Source organism: Kitasatospora sp. NPDC091257 (assembly GCF_044757675.1).
GTDB classification, from domain to species: Bacteria; Actinomycetota; Actinomycetes; order Streptomycetales; family Streptomycetaceae; genus Kitasatospora; species Kitasatospora lactacystinica.
This window is the reverse complement of the sequence record NZ_JBIVVI010000025.1, coordinates 1-18,563: the sequence shown is the minus strand read 5'-3', so window position 1 is coordinate 18,563 and position 18,563 is coordinate 1. Positions and strand designations below refer to the sequence as shown.

The 18,563-nt window shown below is 75.5% G+C and carries 9 protein-coding genes; 1 reads left to right on the top strand and 8 read right to left on the bottom strand.

The window, feature by feature from the left end; all coding sequences use genetic code 11:
* From ACIQOV_RS02325 to ACIQOV_RS02315, 3 genes are all read right to left on the bottom strand, one after another.
* The coding region (locus tag ACIQOV_RS02325) for a cytochrome P450 (protein WP_401043956.1) at window positions 1-2,738 on the bottom strand (2,738 nt) is incomplete at its 3' end.
* A 152-nt stretch (window positions 2,739-2,890) separates the two neighbouring features.
* Window positions 2,891-3,259, bottom strand: coding sequence for a hypothetical protein (locus tag ACIQOV_RS02320; RefSeq protein ID WP_401043954.1), 369 nt, complete (start codon window positions 3,257-3,259; stop codon window positions 2,891-2,893).
* Window positions 3,260-3,378: 119 nt separating this feature from the next.
* Window positions 3,379-4,428 (bottom strand): ketoacyl-ACP synthase III family protein, encoded by a 1,050-nt coding sequence (locus tag ACIQOV_RS02315; RefSeq protein ID WP_401043951.1) that lies wholly within the window; start codon window positions 4,426-4,428, stop codon window positions 3,379-3,381.
* A 137-nt stretch (window positions 4,429-4,565) separates the two neighbouring features.
* Here ACIQOV_RS02315 and ACIQOV_RS02310 point away from each other — a divergent pair, with 137 nt between their 5' ends.
* Window positions 4,566-6,086: an MFS transporter gene (locus ACIQOV_RS02310; protein WP_401043948.1), complete on the top strand. Its 1,521-nt coding sequence runs from the start codon at window positions 4,566-4,568 to the stop codon at window positions 6,084-6,086.
* Here the strand turns inward: ACIQOV_RS02310 and ACIQOV_RS02305 are convergent, their stop codons facing one another.
* From ACIQOV_RS02305 to ACIQOV_RS02285, 5 genes are all read right to left on the bottom strand, one after another.
* Window positions 6,087-6,878: a thioesterase II family protein gene (locus ACIQOV_RS02305; protein WP_401043945.1), complete on the bottom strand. Its 792-nt coding sequence runs from the start codon at window positions 6,876-6,878 to the stop codon at window positions 6,087-6,089.
* A complete protein-coding gene (locus ACIQOV_RS02300; protein ID WP_401043942.1) occupies window positions 6,866-8,416 on the bottom strand; it encodes a GMC family oxidoreductase in 1,551 nt (516 codons plus the stop codon). The genes ACIQOV_RS02305 and ACIQOV_RS02300 overlap by 13 nt, the downstream gene beginning before the upstream one ends.
* Before the next feature lie 4 nt (window positions 8,417-8,420).
* Window positions 8,421-11,828, bottom strand: coding sequence for an amino acid adenylation domain-containing protein (locus tag ACIQOV_RS02295; protein WP_401043939.1), 3,408 nt, complete (start codon window positions 11,826-11,828; stop codon window positions 8,421-8,423).
* Between the two features lie 20 nt (window positions 11,829-11,848).
* On the bottom strand, window positions 11,849-16,069 hold the full coding sequence (locus tag ACIQOV_RS02290) for an amino acid adenylation domain-containing protein (RefSeq protein WP_401043936.1): 4,221 nt from the start codon (window positions 16,067-16,069) through the stop codon (window positions 11,849-11,851).
* A gap of 199 nt (window positions 16,070-16,268) precedes the next feature.
* A partial coding sequence (locus ACIQOV_RS02285) for a type I polyketide synthase (RefSeq protein WP_401043933.1) occupies window positions 16,269-18,563 on the bottom strand: 2,295 nt, incomplete at its 5' end.

Below are 18,563 nucleotides of genomic sequence, written 5' to 3'. Positions count from 1 at the left end.
GGGCCCTCGGCGGCCTCGGGCTCCACGGTCCCGACGACCGGCACGGACTCCAGGATGACGTGGGCGTTGGTGCCGCTGATCCCGAAGGAGGACACCGCCGCCCGGCGCGGCCGGTCGAGCTCCGGCCACGGCCGGGCCTCGGTGAGCAGTTCCACCGCCCCGGCCGACCAGTCCACGTGCGGGGACGGCCGGTCCACGTGCAGGGTGGCGGGCAGCAGGCCGTTGCGCAGCGCCTGCACCATCTTGATCACGCCCGCCACGCCGGCGGCGGCCTGGGCGTGGCCGATGTTGGTCTTCACCGAGCCGAGCCAGAGCGGCTCACCGGCGCGCTCCTGGCCGTAGGTCGCGAGCAGTGCCTGCGCCTCGATCGGGTCACCGAGCCGGGTGCCGGTGCCGTGCGCCTCGACGGCGTCCACCTCGGCGGCGGTCAGTCCGGCGTTGGCCAGGGCCTGCCGGATCACCCGCTGCTGGGCGGGCCCGTTGGGCGCGGCGAGGCCGTTGGAGGCGCCGTCCTGGTTGATGGCGCTGCCGCGGATCACCGCGAGCACCTGGTGGCCGTTGCGGCGCGCCTCGGACAGCCGCTCCAGCACCAGGATGCCGACGCCCTCGGCCCAGGAGGTGCCGTCGGCGGCGGCCGCGAAGGCCTTGCACCGGCCGTCGGCCGCCAGGCCGTTCTGCTTGTCGAACTCGGCGAACACCCCCGGGGAGACCATCACGGCGACACCGCCGGCGAGCGCCAGCTCGCACTCGCCGCGGCGCAGCGACTGGGCGGCCAGGTGCAGGGCGACCAGCGAGGAGGAACAGGCCGTGTCCACGGTGACCGCGGGGCCCTCCAGGCCGAAGGTGTACGCGATCCGGCCGGACAGCACGCTGCTGACGGTGCCGGTGAGCAGGTGGCCCTCGACGTTGGCGGGCATCTCCATGCCGAGGCCGTAGCCGGAGGCGGAGGCGCCGATCACCACGCCGGTGGACGAGTGGCCGAGGGAGTACGGGTCGATGCCCGCGTTCTCGAACGCCTCCCAGGCCGTCTCCAGCACCAGGCGCTGCTGCGGGTCCATCGCGAGGGCCTCGCGCGGCGAGATGCCGAACATGCCGGCGTCGAAGTCGGTGGCGTCCTCGACGAAGCCGCCGCGCCGGACGTAGCCGCCGCCCTCGGGCCAGCCGCGGTCGGTGGGGAAGCCGGTGACGCCGTCCCGGCCCTCGGTGACCATCGCCCACAGCTGCTCGGCCGAGCGGACCCCGCCCGGGTAGCGGCAGCTCATGCCGACGATCGCGATCGGCTCGTCGTCCGCCGCGGCCGCCACCGGGCGCGTCGGCCGGGCCTCGTCGGGGGTGCCGAACAGCTCGCCGAGCAGGTACTCGGTCAGCGCGGCCGGCGTCGGGTGGTCGAAGACCAGCGTCGCCGCCAGCTTCAGGCCGGTCTCCGCGCCGAGCCGGTTGCGCAGCTCCACGGCGGTCAGCGAGTCGAAGCCCAGGTCGCGGAAGGCGCGTCGCGGCGCCACCGCCTCGGTCGACGGGCGTCCCAGCACCAGCGCGGTGCGGTCCCGGACCACCTCCAGCAGCAGCCGGGACCGCTCCCCCTCGGGCGCGTCGGCGAGCGCGAGAGTCGGGAAGCGGCGCAGCAGCGTCGACAGCGCGATCTGGAGCTCCGCCCGGGCCAGCGCGGCCCCGAGGCAGAAGTGCGCACCGTGGCCGAGGGCGAGGTGCCCGGTCGCCGAGGCGCGGGTCGGGTCGAAGGCGTCCGGGTCGCCGTCCGAGAAGCGGTCGGCGTCCCGGTTGGCCGAGCTGGTCGCCGCGATCACGCCGCTGTTCTTCGGGATCACGGTGCCGCCGATCTCGACGTCCTCCAGCGTGACCCGGTACGGGCCGCCGTCGCCGATGGGGTTGATCCGCAGCAGCTCCTCGACCGCGTGCTCCATGAGCTCCGGCCGCTCGCGCAGCGCGGCCAGGTGCTCGGGGTGGCGCAGCAGGGTCAGCACGCAGGTGCCGATCATGCTGACGGTCGTCTCGTGGCCGGCGACCAGCAGCGTGATGCCCATGACGATGAGCTCCATCTCGCTGAGGCTGCCCTCCTCGTCGTGGGCGTTCACCAGGGCGCTCATGAGGTCCTCGCCGGGCTCCTCGCGCTTGGCCTGGACGAGCCGGCCGAGGTAGCCGAACAGCTCCATGCGCTTGGCGTTCATCTCCTCCGGCGACATCGAGGTCAGCGAGACGAACGCGTCCGACCAGCCCCGGAACTTCTCGCGGTCCTCGAAGGGCACCCCGAGCAGCTCACAGATCACCATCACCGGCAGCGGGAAGGCGAAGACCGTGTTGAGGTCGACCGGCCCTTCCGACTGCTCCATCCGGTCGAGCAGTTCGTCGGTCAGCTCCTGGATGCGCGGGCGCATGTTCTGCACCCGGCGGGCGGTGAACTCGCGCGACACCAGGCGGCGCAGCCGGGTGTGCTCGGGCGGGTCCATGGTGAACAGGCTCGCGGGCATGGGCGGCAGGTTGGTCAGCTTCGGCGCGTCCGGCTCCACGGTGGCGGCGCGGCTGAAGCGCAGGTCGGACAGGACCGTGCGGACGTCCTCGTAGCGGCTGACCACGTAGCCCTCGTCGCCGCTGGGGAGCCGGACCTTGGCGACCGGGCACTGGGCGCGCAGGTCGGCGTAGACGGTGGGAACCTGCACCGCCGAGGGACGGTGGAACGGGTACTGAAGCTGGTCCTGGCCGGCTGAGGACGCGGTGCTGTCCATGGGCTGGATGCTCCTTCTGCTGGGTGGTGGTCGGTCGCCGCCCACGCTCGCAGCCGGGGCTAGCGGCCCGGTAAAGGACACCGGGGCGGGGCCGGCCGGACACGCCTCGGGCCCGCGGCCGTGAGGACGCGGGCCCGGCATCGCGAGGTCCGTCAGGAGGCGGCGGGCCCCCGGCGCAGGGCGTGTCCCAGCGCGAGGTGGGTCAGCCAGGCCATCCCGAAGGTGAAGGGTGCGGAGGTGTCCTCGGGAGGGCCCGGTATCGCCGTGCAGACGAGCATGACGGCGAGCGGTATCCAGACCCGCAGCAGCGCGTGCCGCACGACCGCCGCCCGGGGCGCGAGCCCGGCCAGGAGGGGGACGAGGAGCCCGGCGACTGCGAGCACGAGCGTGAGGCCGGTGTACTTCGCCGCCTCGAACACCGTCCAGACGAGCAGGAGGAGTCCGAGCCCGCCCCAGGCCGCGCGTCCGGCTCCGGACGCGGGGGTGGGGGTGGGACGGACGCCGGCGGTCTCTGGGGTCATGTCGTCTCCGCTTTCCGTGTCATGCGCCTCTTCCGTCAGGGCACTGATCGTCAGTATCGCTCGTACCACGGCGGTTTGCCGTTGGACGGCCGGACGGGGCCGGGCCCGGTCCCGTCCGGTCAGCCCGCCGTCCGCAGACCGGCCGGCTCCCAGTCCGGCTGCCCGGTGATCTCCAGGACCGCGCAGGTGCAGCTGAAGCCGGATCCGCCGCCGACCATCAGGACCCGGTCGCCCGGGGCGAGCCGGCGGTGCTCCAGCAGGTGGTTGAGGGCGGCGATCTGGTCGCCCGCGCCCAGGTGGCCCACCCGGCGGGCGAAGTCCCAGGTGGACTTCTCGAACGGGATGCCCAGCAGCTGCGGCACCTGCCACTCCATCCGGCTGCGGCCGCTCGCGAGCACCACCACCCGGGCGATGTCCTCCCGGCCGACGCCGGCGTCCGCCAGGGCGGTGTCCACGGCGGCGTTCATCACGGCGCCGACCCGCTGGGTCGCCTCGCGCAGGCCTCCGGCGTCGGTGCGCATGAAGTGGCCCACCCGGCCGAGCAGGTCCAGCGGCTCACCGGTGGGGACGGCCTTCAGCTCGGGGCCGCGGACCACCGCCTCCATGGCGTTGTCCGAGCCGCTGGCGGTGGACAGCAGCCGGGCGATCCCGCCCCGGCCGGACAGCACGATCGCGGTCGCGCCGTCGCCGTAGACGAAACCGGGCTCGCTGCTCCACCTCTTGATCAGCGGGGCGCCGAACCGGTCGGCGGTGGTGACCACGGCCGCCTTCTCCGGCTGACCGGCGATCTGGCGGGCGGCCAGTTCCAGGGCCCCGAGGGCGGCGTTGCACTCCTGCTGGAAGCCGAAGGCGATGGCGTCCCGGCCCAGCGCGTGGCCGGCGACGTAGGACGCGGCCGGCCACATCTCGACACCCTGGAACCAGACGCCGGAGTGAATCAGCAGCCCGACCTCCGAGGCGTCCAGGCCGGACCGCTTCAGGGCGGTGGTGGCGGCCTGGACCGCCATGTCCGGCGGGGCGGTGCTCTCGTCGGCCACGCAGACCGAGAGCAGGTCGTCCTGCTCGGCCTGCTCCGCGTCGTAGCGACCGTCCTCCACGGCCGTGCGGGCCGACTCCGGCTCCGCCAGCCACACCCCGGTTCCCGCCACGTAGACGTCTTCAAAGCGCATGGGTCGCTCCCTCTCAGCACGGACCTTCCCCGCATGATCGGCGGAGCGGCTTTGGCTCGGCTAAAGAGCACCGCCGGACCCTGGGCGCCCGGGCCGTGCGGACCACCGCGCGGCGAGAAGCGCGGAGGAGCCGCCCCATGCAGACCCCAGCACCGGACGGTTCCGGGCACCCCAAGCGCTGGTGGATCCTCGGGGTGCTGTCCCTCGCGCTGTTCACCACCGTGCTCAACAACGGGCTGCTCAACGTGGCGGTCCCCGGACTCGTCCGGGACCTCGGCATCGACCTCGGCCGGACCCAGTGGATCGTCGACGCCTACGCGCTGACCTTCGCGGCCCTGCTGCTCACCGCCGGTGCCCTCTCCGACCGGTACGGCCGCAAGCGCGCGACGCTGCTGGGCGCGGCGCTGTTCGGCGGCGCGTCGCTGCTGGCCCCGGCGGCGGACGGCCCGGCCCAACTCGTCGCCGCCAGGGCCGCGATGGGCCTGGGCGCCGCGTTCGTGATGCCCGGCACGCTGTCGATCCTGAACCAGGTCTTCCCGGCCCGTGAACGTCCCCGCGCCATCGCGGTCTGGGGCAGCGTCTCCGCGCTGGGCGTGGCCGTGGGACCGGTGCTGGGCGGCCTGCTGGTGAGCCACTTCTGGTGGGGCTCGGTCTTCCTGGTGAACCTGGCTCCGGTGCTGGTGACCCTGCTGGCGGGCGCCGTCCTGCTGCCCGAGTCCGCCGCACCGGTACCCAGACCCGCGGACCCGGTCGGGGCGCTGCTGGGCGCCGGTGCGATGGCCGCCCTGGTGTACGGCGTGATCCAGGCCTCCGGGCACGGCTGGACGGCGAGGCCGGTCGTCGCCGCGCTGGCGCTGGCCGCCGGAGCGGCGGCCGCGTTCGTGGCCTGGGAACGCCGGCATCCCAGCCCCGTCGTGGACTTCGAACTGCTGCGCGACCGGAGGTTCCTGGGCGCGAGCGCGGGCAACATGCTGCTGTTCCTCGGCATCGCCGGAACGCTCTTCGTCCTCACCCAGCGCCTCCAGCTGGAGTTCGGCTACAGCGCGCTGCGCGCGGGGGCGGCGGTGGTGCCCCTGGCGCTGGCGGTCGGCGTGGGATCGGCGTTCGCACCGGCGGTGGCGCGGCGGGGCGGTCCGCGGGGCGGCGTGGCCGGCGGACTGGCCCTGGCCGCCGGCGGGATCCTCTGTCTCGGCCGGGCGTCCGGGGACTATCCCCCGGTCCTGCTCGGGTGCGTCCTGATCGGCGTCGGCGGCGGTCTGGCGCTGACCCCGGCGACGGACACGGTGATCGGGCTGGTGCCGGCCGAACGGTCCGGCAGCGCGGCGGCGCTCAACGACACCCTGCAGGAACTGGGGAACGCCCTGGGGGTGGCCGTGGTCGGCACCGTCCTCGCACGCGGCTACGCCGACGGTACGGCGGCGCTGCCGGACGAAGCCGGTCGGAGCCTGGGCGGCGCCGTCGAGTACGCGGGCCGACAGGACCCGGAGGCCGGCTCGGCGGTCGTCGCCGTCGCCGAGCACGCCTTCGCCGGAGCCGCCGCGGCCGCCCTCGGCGTCGCCGCGGCGGTGGTGGCGGCCGGAGCGGTGCTCTCCTGGATCCTGCTGCCGGGTGCGGCCGGCCGCCGCCGGAGGGCTCCGTCGGCGGCGGCCGACGACTGATCAGCCGCGGTGCGCCGGCCGAAGGTCGAGCAGGTCCCGCGCCAGGACCGGCAGGAACGCCTCCGGGGCGTCGTGCGGGAAGAAGTGCCCGCCGTCGAAGAGGCGGACGGTGGTGCCGGCGGTGGAGTGCGGTCCCCAGGCCCGGAGCTCGTCCTCGGTCGTGGAGGCGTCCGAGCGGCCGCCGTAGACGGTGATCGGGCAGTCCAGCGGCGGGCCGGGCCGGTGCACATGGGTCTCGGCCACCGCGAAGTCGGCCCGCAGGGTGGGCAGCATGACGTTCAGCAGCGGGTTGCCGGCCCGGGCCTCGGCGCCGTGCCCGTTCAACGCTCCGATCCGCTCGAAGAGTTCGGGCGCGGGCGCGTCGTGCACCGGGGTCGCCCGGCGCGGGAGCTGCGGCGCCGGCAGGCCGGCCACCAGGAGCCGCCGCGGTTCGGGCAGGCCGAGCCGGTGCAGGGCCCGGCAGACCTCGAAGGCGATGCCCGCGCCCATGCTGTGGCCGAACCAGGCGTGCGGCCCGTCGAGCAGCGGGGCGACGTCGCGCAGCAGCGGCGGCAGCAGGTCGCCGAGCCGGTCGTGGGGGCGCTCCCGGAAGCGGGACTCGCGCCCCGGCAGCCGGATCGGCACGACCTCGATCTCCGGTCCCAGGTGCGGGGCCCAGGAGCGGAAGGCGGCCGCGCCGCCGCCCGCGTGCGGCAGGCAGAAGAGCCGGAGCCGGGCCGGGGGCCGTCCCCGGCGGCGCACGGCCCACTCCCCGGCCCGGGGGGCGGCCGGGATCCCGGTCAGTCCATCCATCGGGCCACCCTTTCGGCGAGTGCGAGGCAGGTCAGGTTGGGCGGGGCGCTGGGCATCACCGGGAGGACCGAGGCGTCGACGACGTACAGTCCCTCGGCGCCGTGCACCCGGCAGCGCTGGTCCACCACCGCCTCAGGGTCGTCGGCCGGCCCCATCCGGGCGGTGCCGACGGCGTGCCAGCTCGGCGAGACGAACCTGGTCACGGCGCCGCGCAGCAGCCGGTCCTCCCGGACCATCCGGTCGGTCCAGACCAGCACCCGCTCCAGCAGCCCCGCCATCGGCGCCGACCGCAGCAGCTCCCAGGCCTGCCGGACGGCGGCCATCAGCAGTTCGACGTCGGCCGGGTCGGTCGCCAGGCCGAGCAGGATCTCCGGCGGGGTGGCGGCGTCCGCGTCCCGGATCGTCACCGAGCCGCGGGAGGCGGGCCGCAGCACCATGGCGGACAGCCCGACGGCCAGTTCGGCGCGGAGCATGCCGGCGATCAGCGGGTTCGCCGCGACGGGCACCGCGTCCAGCAGGAACAGCCCCAGGTCCGCCGCGGCGCCGGCCGGGTCGGCGGCGCAGCGGGCGGTGACCTGGTGCCAGCTGTCGCCGGCCCGGCAGACCCCGGCGCGGGGCTCGGACCAGAGCACGACCGCCGGGTGGTCGACGAGGTTGCGTCCCACGCCGGGCAGGTCCAGTGCGGGGGTGATGCCCAGGGCGGCCAGCAGCCGCGGGTCGCCGATGCCCGAACGCTGGAGCACCGCCGGGGTGTTGACCGCCCCGGCGGCCAGGGTCACCCGGCCGGCCGCCACCTGCCGGAGCCGTCCGTCGCGGCGCACCTCGACCCCGGTGGCCCGGTTCCGCGCGTCCAGCAGGACCCGGGTCACCGTGCTGCCGGTCCACAGGGTCGGGCCGTCGCCCCGCTCCCGGGCAGGGCGCAGGTGGCTCTCGGCCGTCGAGATCCGGCGCTCGTCGACGGCGTTGGCGGGCGTGACGCCGGCGCCGAGCGCGGCGCCGGAGTTGAGGTCCGCCAGGACGGGCACGCCGAGCCGGGCGCAGCCGTTCAGGAAGGCCCGGGCCGTGGTGGCGAGCGCGTCCTCGCCGGTCCGGCGGATCGGTACCGGTCCGCGCGTGCCGTGCGCCGGCCCCTCGGCGTCGTGGTCCGTCTCCAGGGCGACCAGGTACGGCAGCATCCGCTCCCAGGTCCACTCCGGGTTGCCGGCGGCCGCCCAGGCGTCGAGGTCCGCGGGCAGCGGGCGCAGCGCGAGCGCGCCGTTGACGGCGGAGGAGCCGCCGACCACCTTGCCGACCCCGTACGGGAACCCGCGCCTGGCGCCCTCGGACGCCTTGGCGGTGAAGTCCCAGTTGCGGCCGGTCAGGACGGGCACCCCGGCCCGCTCGTCGGACGCGCCGTCGCCGTCCGGGAGTTCCCCGGCCTCGATCAGCAGCACCCGGCGCCCGGGCCGTCGCGACAGGCGTGCGGCGAGCACCGCCCCCGCCGAGCCCGCGCCGACGACCACGTCGTCCCAGTACGGGATCCCGCTCTCCGTGCTCACCTGCTCACGCCCCCCGCCGGTCCTTGACCAGGGCGGCCAGTCCGGCCACCGTGGGGTTCTCGAAGAGCAGTTGGAGGCCTTCCTCGGTGTCGCCCTCCCACTGGAACGCCTCCCGCACCTTGGTGAGGATGTGCACGGCGTGCAGGGAGTCGCCGCCGAGTTCGAAGAAGTTGTCCTCGACCCCGAAGCCGTCGAACTCCATGACCTCGGCCCAGATCGCGAGCACGGCCGCCTCGAACTCGTCGCGGGGGGCGACGAGTTCCTGCTCGTCCAGTTCGCTCCACGGCGCCGGCAGCGCGGCGGCGTCGACCTTCCCGTTGGCGCTCAGCGGGATCGCGTCGACGAGCAGGCAGTGCTTGGGGACCATGTAGTCGGGGAGGCGCTCGGCCAGCTCCGCCAGCAGTACGGCCGGGTCCGGGCGCACCGGGCCGCCGGGTGCCGCGGCCCCGGGATCGCAGCCGGGTCCGGCCGGGACGGCGTAGGCCACGAGCTGGCGGCGGCCGGTGGCGGGGTTGGTGTCGACCCGGGCGATCGCCCGGCCGACGCCCGGGAGCCGTTCCAGGGTGGCGGCGATCTCGCCGAGTTCCACCCGGTAGCCGTTGAGCTTCACCTGGAAGTCCCGGCGGCCGAGGAACTCGATGTCCCCGCCGGGCAGGTAGCGGCCCAGGTCCCCGGTGCGGTAGAGCGTCTCGCCGGTCTCCGGGTGGCGCACGAAGCGCTCCGCGGTGCGCTGCGGGTCCGCCCAGTAGCCCTTCGCCACGCCGGTGCCGCCGATCCAGATCTCCCCGGTGGCCCAGAGCGGGCGGTCCCGGAACCGGTCGTCGAGGACGTGCAGGGTCTGGTTGGCCAGCGGCTTGCCGTAGGGGATCCTGGCCCACTCGGCCGGCACCTCCCCGATCGGGTAGTGCACCGACCAGATGGAGGCCTCGGTCGCCCCGCCCAGGCTGACCACCTCGGCGCGCGGGTGCCGGGCGCGGACGGCGTCGGGCAGCGCCACCGGGATCCAGTCGCCGCTGAGCAGCACCAGCCGCAGGTCGCCGGCCCGCTCGTCGGACAGGCGGGCCGAGGAGTCCGCCCACAGCTGCATCAGGGCGGGCACCGAGTTCCACACCGTGACGCCGTGGCGCTCGGCCAGCTCGGCCCAGTGCAGCGGGTCGTGCGAGCGCTCGGGGCTCGGCACGACGACGGTGCCGCCGGCCGCGAGGGTGCCGAAGACGTCGTAGACGGACAGGTCGAAGGTCAGCGCCGAGAGGGCGAGCACCCGGTCGGCCGGTCCGACCGCGAAGCGGCGGTTGATGTCCCGAACGGTGTTGACGGCCCCCCGGTGGTCGATCATCACGCCCTTGGGGACGCCGGTGGAGCCGGAGGTGAAGATCACGTAGGCGAGGTCCTCCGGGGCCGGCGCGGTCGGCGGCTCGGTGGCCGGCTGTGCCAGCGTCTCCTCGTCGTCCAGGGTCACCAGGACCGTCCCGGCGGGCCACTCCAGCTCGTCCCGGTAGCGGGTCGAGGTGACCACCAGGGCGGCCCGGCCGGACTCCAGCAGCTGCCGGCGGCGCGCCGCGGGCCACTGCGGATCGATCGGCAGGTAGGCCGCGCCGGAGGCCGTCACCCCGAGGACCGCCGGGATCTGCTCCGGGCCCCTGTCCAGCACCACGCCGACCAGCTCGCCGCGGGAGGCGCCGAGGCCGGCGAGCCGGTGGCCGAGCCGGTGCGCCGAGGCCAGCACGTCGCCGTAGGCGAGCGCGCCGCCCTCGGAGACGACGGCCGTGGCGTCCGGGGTGCGCCGCGCCTGGTCGGCCACGAGGCTCAGCAGCGTCCCGCCGGGCAGGTCGAGGGCGGTGGCGTTGACCCGCTCGCGCTCCTCCAGCTGCGCGGCCGGGGCCCCGACCGTGGGGGCCAGGTCGTCCCAGAGGGCCGGATCGTCGCTCAGCCGGCCGAGCAGGGTCCGGAAGGCGGCGAACATGTCGTCGAGCAGGCCGTCGGGGAACAGCGCCTCCACCGCGTCCCAGTTGAAGACCAGTTCGCCGTTCTCCTCCAGCACCTGGTGGTCGAGCCAGACCTGCGGGGTCTGGCTCACCCCGTGGCGGTAGTCGCCGAAGAACGCCATGCCGTCCATCGTGTCGGCGTCGCCCGAGAAGCCGAGGGCGCTGGTGAAGACGATCGGCATGCCGGCGCCGAGGCCGCTACCGAGCCGGCGGGCCCGCTCGCGCAGCACGCGCACGCCGCTGTACGACAGGTGCTCCAGGTCCCGCATCAGCTGCTGCTGGAAGCCGGCGGTGCGCCGGGCGAAGCTCTCGTCCTGGCCGCCGCTGATCCGCAGCAGGGTCAGCGAGGTGAAGTCGCCGATGATCCCGCCGATCTGCGGGTGCGCCTCGGCGGGCCGGTTGAACAGGGTCAGGTTGAGGGTGAAGTCGCCCTGCGACGTCCACTGGCGCAGCACGTCGGCGAAGGCCGCCAGCAGGACCGACGAGGGGGTCAGGCCGCGCTCCCTGGCGGTCTTCTTGACCAGCTCCCACTGCTCGCGGGGCAGCGAGGCCCGGCGGCGGGTGAAGACGGTCCGCTCGGCCGAGCCGGGCTGGATCGCCAGCGGCAGGTCCGGGGCCGGGGGCAGTTCGTCGAGGCGGTCCAGCCAGTACTTCTCGGCGGCCCGGTACCGGGCGCCGCCGCGCTTCTCCTCCTCGGCGAGGACGAAGTCCCGGTAGCCGATCGCGAACGGCTCCGGCGCCCACTGCTCGTCCTCGTAGTGGCGCTGCCAGTCGCGGAAGAACAGGTCGAAGCTGTAGGCGTCCATGATCAGCAGGTCGAGGCTGACGTGCAGGCGCAGCCCCTCGCGGTGCCGGGTGGCGCGGATGTCGAACAGCGGCCAGGTGTCGGGGGCGAGGACCTGGTGGTCCAGTTCGGCCCGCAGCGAGCGCAGGTGCTCCTCGAAGGCGTCCTCGGTGGCGTCCGCCCGGTCGTAGTGGCGGATCTCGTAGTCCGGGACCTCGGGCAGCACCCGCTGGCGGCCGTCCGGGCCGATCACCGCGCGCAGCATGTCGTGCCGGGCGACGACCTTGCGCAGGCTGCGCTCCAGACGGTCCACCTCCAGGCCGTCGCGGTCGAGCTCGAAGTAGAAGTGGGTGGCCACCCCGCCCAGTTCGAGCGCCCGGTTGTGGCCGATCCAGTAGGCGTGCTGGATGTCGGTGAGCGGGAACGGCTCGTGCCGCTGGTCGGGCCGCGCGGTGAGCGGCGCCGGGCCGGCGCCCTGCCCGGCCGCGCGGAGCAGGTCGATCAGCTCGCCGCGCCGGGCCCGGAGTTCGTCGCGGATCCGGGCGGTGACCGCGCCGGGCGGCGCGATCACTTCGAGGCTGTCGCCGGAGAGCCTCAGCTTGATGCCCAGGTGCTGGAGCTCCGAGATCAGGTCGTGGTCCATCGCGGGTCGTCCCCCTGGGGTCAGTGCTGAGCCGGACACGTGGTCATGAGTGCGGCGACGGCCGCGACGTGGGTGCCGGTGAGCAGGGTGTGGTGGGTGCCGTCGGTCCGGTCGGCGGTGGTCCGGCCGGTGGTGAGCGGGGCCCAGCCCCACTCGGCGGAGTCCGCGTGGGGGTGGTCGGCGAACTCGCTGACCCTCCCGTGCGCCGCCCGGATCACGGTGGTGTCGGCCGTGATCGTCCCGGCGCGGTAGCGGTGGCAGGCGGTGATGATTCCCCGGAACACCGGCCAGCTGAGGGCCAGGTCGGCGGCGTCCGGGAGGTCGAGCCCCTGTTCGCGGGCCAGCGCCACGGCCCGGGCGAGCCGTTCCGCCGCCGGGGCCGCGGCCACCTCGGCGGCCGCCCCGGGGCGCACGGCCGCCGGGTCGAAGCCGATGTCCAGGTCCTCCAGGAACCAGAGCAGCACGGCCGCCTCGTCCGTCTCCCGGGCCCTGTCCGTCTCCCGGGCCCCGTCCGTCTCCCGGGCCCCGGGGGCAGCGGCCCGCTCGGGGGCCGGGGAGTCGATCACCACGAAGCGCTCCACCGTCTCGCCCCGCTGCTCCAGCAGCCGGACCAGTTCGAAGGCGATCACCGATCCGGAGGACCAGCCGGCCACCCGGTACGGCCCGTGCGGGCGGACGGCGAGCAGCGCCCGCGCGTAGCACTCGGCCAGCTCCTCCACCGTGTCCAGCGGATCCCGGCCCACGCCCGGGCCGGGCGCCTGGAAGGCGTGGGCGGGGCCGTCGAGCAGTTCCGCCAGGCCCCGGTAGCAGAGCACGTTCCCGCCCGCCGGGTGCACGAGCAGCCACGGCGTTCCGTCGCCGGTGGCGTCGAGCGCCACCAGCGGGGACCACTCCTCCTGCCCGGCCTCCAGGAGGGCGGCGAGCTCGGCGACCGTCCGGTGCTCCAGCAGCGCCCCGAGCGGGGCGCGCAGCCCGAGCCGCTGGCCGACCAGGCCGATGACGCGCAGCGCCGCGAAGGACTGCCCGCCGAGCTCGAAGAAGTCGTCGTGGACACCGACCGGCTCGATGCCGAGGACCGACTCCCAGATCTCCACGAGGACCTTCTCGGTCTCCGTCCGGGGGGCGGTGTACGTCCGGTCCTGTCCGTCGCAGGCCGGGCCCATGGCCTCCAGCGCGCGGCGGTCCAGCTTGCCGTTGGCGGTGAGCGGCAGGTCGTCGAGCACGACGACGAAGCTCGGCACGAGGTGGCCGGGCAGCCGTTCGGCCAGGAAGCCGCGCAGTTCCTCGGGTTCCGGACGCGGTGCGCCCCGCTCGGCCACGGCGTAGCCGGCGAGCTGGCGTCCCGAGCCGGCGGTGCGGGCGACGACGACGGCGTTCCGTACGGCCGGGTGCCGGGCCAGGGCGTGTTCGATCTCGCCCGGTTCCACCCGGAAGCCCTGGATCTTGACCTGGAAGTCGGCGCGGCCCAGGAACTCGATGTCGCCGTCGGGGCGGTAGCGGCCGAGGTCGCCGGTGCGGTAGAGCCGCTCGCCGGTGGCCGGGTCGGTGACGAAGGAGGCGGCCGTCCGGGCGGGGTCGTCGAGGTAGCCGAGCGCGACTCCGGTGCCGCCGATGTACAGGTCGCCGGTGACCCAGTCGGGGGCGTCGCGGCCGGTCCGGTCCAGCACCCGCCAGGTCTGGTTGCCCAGGGGGCGGCCGTAGGGGATGCTCGCCCAGTTCGGGTCCACCCGGTCGATCGGGTGGTGGATGGACCAGATCGACGCCTCGGTGGCGCCGCCGAGGCTGACCACACGCGCCCCGGGCGCGATCCGCCGGATCAGCGCCGGGAGCCGGACGGGGATCCAGTCGCCGCTGAGCAGGACCACGCGCAGCGCGGGGAAGGTCAGCCCGGCCTGCTCGGCGGCCTCGGCGAACAGCTGCATGATCGCCGGTACCGAGTTCCAGACCGTGACGCCGTGCTCGCGCACCAGGTCGGCCCACTGCCCCGGGTCGGCCGACCCGGGCGGCGGCAGCAGCAGGGTCGCGCCGGCCTCGGCGGTGCCGAAGACGTCGTAGACGGACAGGTCGAAGCAGAGCGAGGACACCCCGAGGACCACGTCGCCGGGGCCGATGCCGAACCGGCGGTTGATGTCGACCACGGTGTTCAGCGGCCCGCGGTGGTCGAGCACCGCGCCCTTGGGCCTGCCGCTCGACCCCGAGGTGTAGATGACGTACGCGGTGTCGCCCGCATCGCCCGCCCGGGCCGGCGCGGGACCGGCTTCGGCGGCGGGCTCCCCCGCCGTCAGCACCGGGCAGTCGGCGACGGCGGCGATCGACTCCCGTTCCCCGGCCGAGGTGACGACGGCCGCCGCGGGGGTGTCGGCGAGCAGTTCGCCCACGCGTTCCCGCGGCCAGGCGGGGTCGATGGGCACGTAGGCGGCGCCGGCCGCGAGCACGCCGTACACGGCGGCGATCTGCTCGTCGCCCTTCGGCAGGACGACGGCGACCTTGTCCCCGGGGCGCACCCCGGCCGCGGCCAGCCGGGCGGCCAGCTCCTGGGCGCGGGCGTGCAGTCGCCGGTAGTCCACGGCGCCGTCCGCGGTCAGCACGGCCGCGGTGTCGGGCCGCTGCGCGGCCTGCCGGGCGAGCGCGCGGTCGAGCAGGCCCGTGGGCACGGGGCCGGCCGTGTCGTTGACGGCGGCCCGGCGCTCGCGCTGGGCGGCCGGCAGCAGGTCGAAGGAGCGGCGCTCCCAGGCGGCCGGGTCGTCGGCGAGCAGCAGGAGCAGGTCGCGGTAGGCGGCGTGCATGGCGTCGATCAGCCCGGCGGGGAACATCGCCTCGATGAGGTCCCAGACCACCCACAGGCCGCCGTCGCTCTGCTCCCAGAACTGGTTGTCGAGCAGCACCTGGGGCGTCTCCAGGTGGCTGAAGACCGGCTGGTCCAGGTGTCCCATGAACAGGCCGCTGCCGACCACGAACGGGCAGGCCGCCCGGCCCGGGGTGCGGCGCACCTGGTTGAGGGTCTGGAGCACCTTCACCCCGCTCCAGTAGGTGTGCTCCATGTCGGTCATGACCCGGGTCTGCAGCCGCCGCGCCCGGTCGTGGAACGGCTCGTCGTGCCGCCAGTCCACCTCCAGCGGGTAGAGCGAGGCGAAGTTGCCGACCACCTCGGTGATCTGGGGGTGGATCGGCAGCCGGTGGGTCATCATGTTGTTGAGCAGGAAGTGCCGCGAGCCGCTCCAGTGCGCCACCGTCTCGGCGTAGACCGCGTACACCGCGTTGGTGGGGGTGACGCCGTGGTCCGTGGCGCGCCGCTTGAAGCGGGCCCACTGCTCGGCGTCCAGGGTGAACTCGCGCCGGGTCAGCCGGGCCCGGGTCCGGGTGTCCGCGCCGCTCACCAGCGGCAGGTTCGGCGCCTCGGGCCAGTCGGCCATCCGGTCGCACCAGTACGCCCGGGAGGCCTCGCCGCGCTCCGAGTCCTCCAGCGCGGCCAGCGCCAGCACGCAGTCGCGGTAGCCCAGTTCGAGGTCGTCCAGGGCCTCGGACGGGTCGTGGTAGGCGCGCAGCACGCTGTCCAGGAAGCGGCCGGTGCCCGGGCCGTCGCTGAAGAAGTTGTTGTTGTTGTAGTGCAGCCGGGCCCGGCCGTCGCCGTAGCGGGTGATCCGCACGTCCATCCAGGGCCAGGTGTCCAGCGGGAGTTCGGCCGCCTGCATCTCGTCGCGGGTCCGCTCGACGGCGGTCATCGCCTCGGCCTCGCCGGCCTGCCGCAGGTCCGCCACCCGCACCCGTACGGGCGCCGGGTCGCGGACGGTCTCCAGTTGGAGGTCCTCCCGCACCACCACCAGGCTGCCGCGCTGGCGGTGCAGCATCCGGTTGAGCGCGGCCTCGAAGCGCTCCGGGTCGAGCTCCGCGAAGTCGAACTCCATGTACTGGTGCGGCCGGACGTGGTACTCGAACTGGGCGGTGCTGCCGACCAGGAAGGACATCTGCAGGTCGGACGGGGGGAACGGTTCGTGGCGCCGCTCGGGGTCGGGTACCGCCCGCGGCAGCGCGCCGGCCTGCCGGGCGGTGTCGCCCAGCTTCAGGAGGGCGATCAACTCGGCCTTGTTCTCGGCGAGTTCGTGCCGGATGTGGTCGGGAAGCGAGCCGGCGGCGGCGCGCACCTCGATGCGGTCGCCGTCGACCAGCCGCAGCCGGACGCCGTGCTGGGCGAGCCGGCCGAGCAGCTCGGCCGGGTCGCCGTGCCGTCCGTGTGCTGTCATTCCGGGAACTCCTGTTCGGGCGGTCGGGGGCGCGGGCCCTGGCGGGCCGGGCCCCGCGGGGAGGCTGGGCGAAGTCGGGTGGTGGGGAACGGGGCGCGACGGCGCCCGGTGGTGCGGGGGCGGGGCCGCCGGGGCGGCCCGCGGTCCTCGGAGACCGCGGGACGTCCCGGGGCGGCCGACGGCACGGCCCGCGGGCGGGTCAGAAGGTGAGGACCTCGACGTCCCCGGCCTCGTCGGCCCCGCCGTCGTCGGCGGCGACCAGGCTCCGGAGCGTGATCTGCCGCAGGATCAGGTCGACCACGTCGGCGACGGTGTTGCCGCCGAACACGAAGGAGGGCGGGACGTCCGCGGAGAAGTCCGCCAGCAGCCGGTTGCGCAGCCGGACCGCGGTCAGCGAGTCCAGACCCAGCTCGTTCAGCCGCCGGTGTCCGAAGGTCGGGCGCAGCTCGTCCCGCTGGCGCGCCGTGAGGCCCAGCAGCTCGCCGGCGGCGGCCAGCAGGTCCTCGGTGACGGCGGCCCGCCCGGCCCGCGGGTCGCGCAGGGCGAGTTCGACCGCCTGCTCGGCGGTGCGGTGCCCGGCCGGCTCCGCCGGCGCCTGCGGCGACCGCCCGTCGAGGGACGGCTCCGCGGCCCGCGCCGGGGCCAGGCCGCTCAGCAGGGTGTACGGCGGCCGCCGGTCGTCGGCGGCCGTGAACGCGGCCCAGTCGACCGCCGCCAGGCCCACCACCGGCAGGTCGCCGCCCAGCACGCGCCCGAAGGCCGTCAGGGCCTCGTCGGTGCCGATCCCGGTGATGCCGGCGCGGGCGAGCCGGGCGAGCAGCTCCGGGCGGGCGGCCAGGCCGGCCTCGGCCCACGGGCCCCAGTTGATGCTGAGGGCCGGCTGCCCGTCGTGGCACCGCTGTTCGGCGAGAGTGTCCAGGAAGGCGTTGGCGGCGGCGTAGTTGGCCTGGCCGGCCGATCCGGTCAGCGAGGCGAGCGAGGAGTAGAGCACCAGGAAGTCGAGCCCGGCGTCGGCGGTCAGGGTGTGCAGGTGCTGCGCGCCCCGGACCTTCGGCCGCAGGACCGCGGCGAAGCGGCCGCGGTCGAGGTCGACCAGCGGGGCGTCGTCGGTGGTCCCGGCGGCGTGGACGACGCCGCGCAGCGGGGGCAGCTCCCGGCCGATCCGCCCGAACAGGCCGGTCATCGCCGGCAGGTCGGCCACGTCGGCGGGCCAGAGCTCGACCCGCACACCGCCGGCCCGCAGCTCCGCGACCTCCCGCGGGGGTTCGGCCGGCACGGAACGGCCCGTCAGCACCAGGCAGCGCGCACCCAGGTCGGCGAGCCGACGGGCGGTGGCCAGGCCCAGCGCGCCGAGTCCGCCGGTGACCAGGTAGCTGCCGTCCGCCCGGACGGGTGCCGTCGGCGAGCCGCCGAGCGCGGCCTCCCGCAGCCGGGCGGCGTACCAGCGGCCGTCCCGCACCGCCAGGTGGCCGCGCCCCGCGAGGCCGGCGACCCGCGCCAGCAGTCCGGCCAGCGTCGGCGGGGTCCGGCGCGGTTCGAGGTCCACCTGGACGCACGTGAGGTCGGGGTACTCGGCGACGACCGCCTTGGCCAGTCCGGTCAGCGGCGCCTGGCCGGCGTCCGGGCGGGTCGGCGCCTGCGGCACCCGCACCGCGCCGGCCGAGCAGACGACCAGGTCGGGCCGGTCCGCGCCGAACTCCCGCAGGAACCCGCGCAGGATCGCGAAGGCCGTGCCGGCGAGCACGACGGCGTCGTCCCCGGCGCTCTGGAGGACCAGTCCGGCGACCCCGTCCACCCGGCCGCGGGCCTCGGCGAACAACCGGGCCACCGCCTCGTCCGAGGCGTCCGGGGCGACCAGCAGACCCAGGGCCGGGACGGCCGCCTCGGCGCACCAGCCGTCCACCAGCGACGCGTCCGTCCCGCAGACCAGCCAGGTGCCCGGCCGGCCGGCGGTACCCGCCTCCGGCGCCGGCACCCAGTCGGTGCGGTAGCCCCGCACCGCGGCCCCGGCCGCCGCTCCAACCGCCGCTCCGGCCGCCGCCGCGATCCGCTCCGGCGCGACCGGCCGCAGCCGCAGCGCCTCGACGGTGGCCAGCCGTTCGCCGTCCTCGGACACCAGCTCCAGGTCGAAGGAGCGTTCGCCGTCGGCGCCGGTTCCGGCGTCCCGGGCCACGCACCACAGCCGCGAGGGCAGCGGACGGTGGACGGTGATCCGGTCGATGCCCACCGGCAGGAGCAGCTCCCCGGTGTCGCCGAGGAACGCGGCGGTCGTGTGGAAGCACGCGTCGAGCAGGACGGGGTGCGCCCGGTACGCCGCCCGGTCCTCGGCCGGGAGGTCCGCCTCCACCAGTCCGACGGCCTCCTTCTCGCCCGCCCACAGCGCCCGGAGGGCGCGGAAGGCCGGGCCGTACTGGAGGCCCCGGGCGCGCAGCGTCCCGTACAGGGCGTCGACGTCCCGCTCGGCCAGGGCGGCCCGCAGGAGGCCGGGGTCGAC